Origin of the sequence: Sedimentibacter sp. B4 (genome assembly GCF_000309315.1) — a bacterium.
GTDB classification, from domain to species: Bacteria; Bacillota; Clostridia; order Tissierellales; family Sedimentibacteraceae; genus Sedimentibacter; species Sedimentibacter saalensis.
Map to the genome: position 1 here is coordinate 1 of NZ_CANG01000565.1, position 241 is coordinate 241.

Below are 241 nucleotides of genomic sequence, written 5' to 3' on the forward strand. Positions count from 1 at the left end.
TGTCTCCGGTGACCCCGGCGATACCGAAGTCGGAGTCGTTGGCGATCACGAGGGTGTGGCCGTGGTTGATCAGCGCGAGGCCCTCCACCTTGTCGTGGCCGTAGAAGGAGCCCTTGGGGTTCAGGGCGGTGAGGTAGGCGCCCAGGTCGAGGGTGAGGGTCTTGGCCACCGGCACGATGCCCGCCGAAGCCAGCGCCGCCGACGCGTCAGCGGTGGTCTTCTTGGTGGTCAGGGCCTCCAG

The 241-nt window shown here is 68.0% G+C and carries 1 pseudogene; it reads right to left on the minus strand.

The annotated features are described in order from the left end of the window. A pseudogene (locus BN358_RS26645) lies at positions 1-241 on the minus strand (esterase-like activity of phytase family protein); the annotation flags it as partial.